The organism is Vibrio sp. 1078-1, from assembly GCF_033340475.1.
On the sequence record NZ_JAWOWM010000404.1, the window covers coordinates 1 to 674 of the forward strand.

Below are 674 nucleotides of genomic sequence, written 5' to 3' on the forward strand. Positions count from 1 at the left end.
CAAGACAACGTCGAGTGTACGGTCTTTAAAGGTAATGCTGGCCAGTGCAAAAAAGCCGTTGGCGGCATAGTGGATTGCTGTGAAAAGCCAAGTGGCGTGTCGTTATCGGACTACATCACGATGATAGTGGCGGTCAACAAGCTTGATACGGCAGTCATGGCCATGAATCCGTCTTCGGCAATCTATGGTTCGTGGAATACGCTCAGGGAACCAATCACAAGTACCTGGAGTGCGGTCAAAGAGCCCTTTGTGTCTGCATGGGACTCTCTCATGGGGGCTGGGCCATCAACGGCTGCTGGCGCGGGAGCGGAGCAAGCTGCGACTGGCTTTATGCAGGTGTTGACCAACAAAACGGCTGAATGGGTAGGTACGACCTTTGGTTCGGGGGCGCAATCGGCACTGTTTAGTAACGTTGGTGGCGCTGTTGGAGCCGATGGTGTTGTTTCGGGTGGTAACTTCGCGCTGGGTGGCGCTGCTGGCGCGGTTCTGAGCACGGTTATGACGGCCTACATGATTTATTCAGTCACCATGATCCTCATTCAGCTTATCTGGAAATGTGAGCAGAGTGAGTTTGAGATGAACGCCAAGCGAGTATTGAAGAGTTGCCACTATGTAGGTTCTTACTGCAAGTCTAAGTTCTTAGGTGCCTGTGTTGAGAAACGGCAATCATATTG

1 protein-coding gene is annotated in these 674 nt (G+C 51.9%); it reads left to right on the plus strand.

Going from position 1 to position 674, the window contains the following annotated elements; genetic code table 11:
* Positions 1–674: conjugal transfer protein TraN (gene traN / locus R7190_RS27840; protein WP_318137925.1), on the plus strand; the 674-nt coding region annotated here is incomplete at both ends.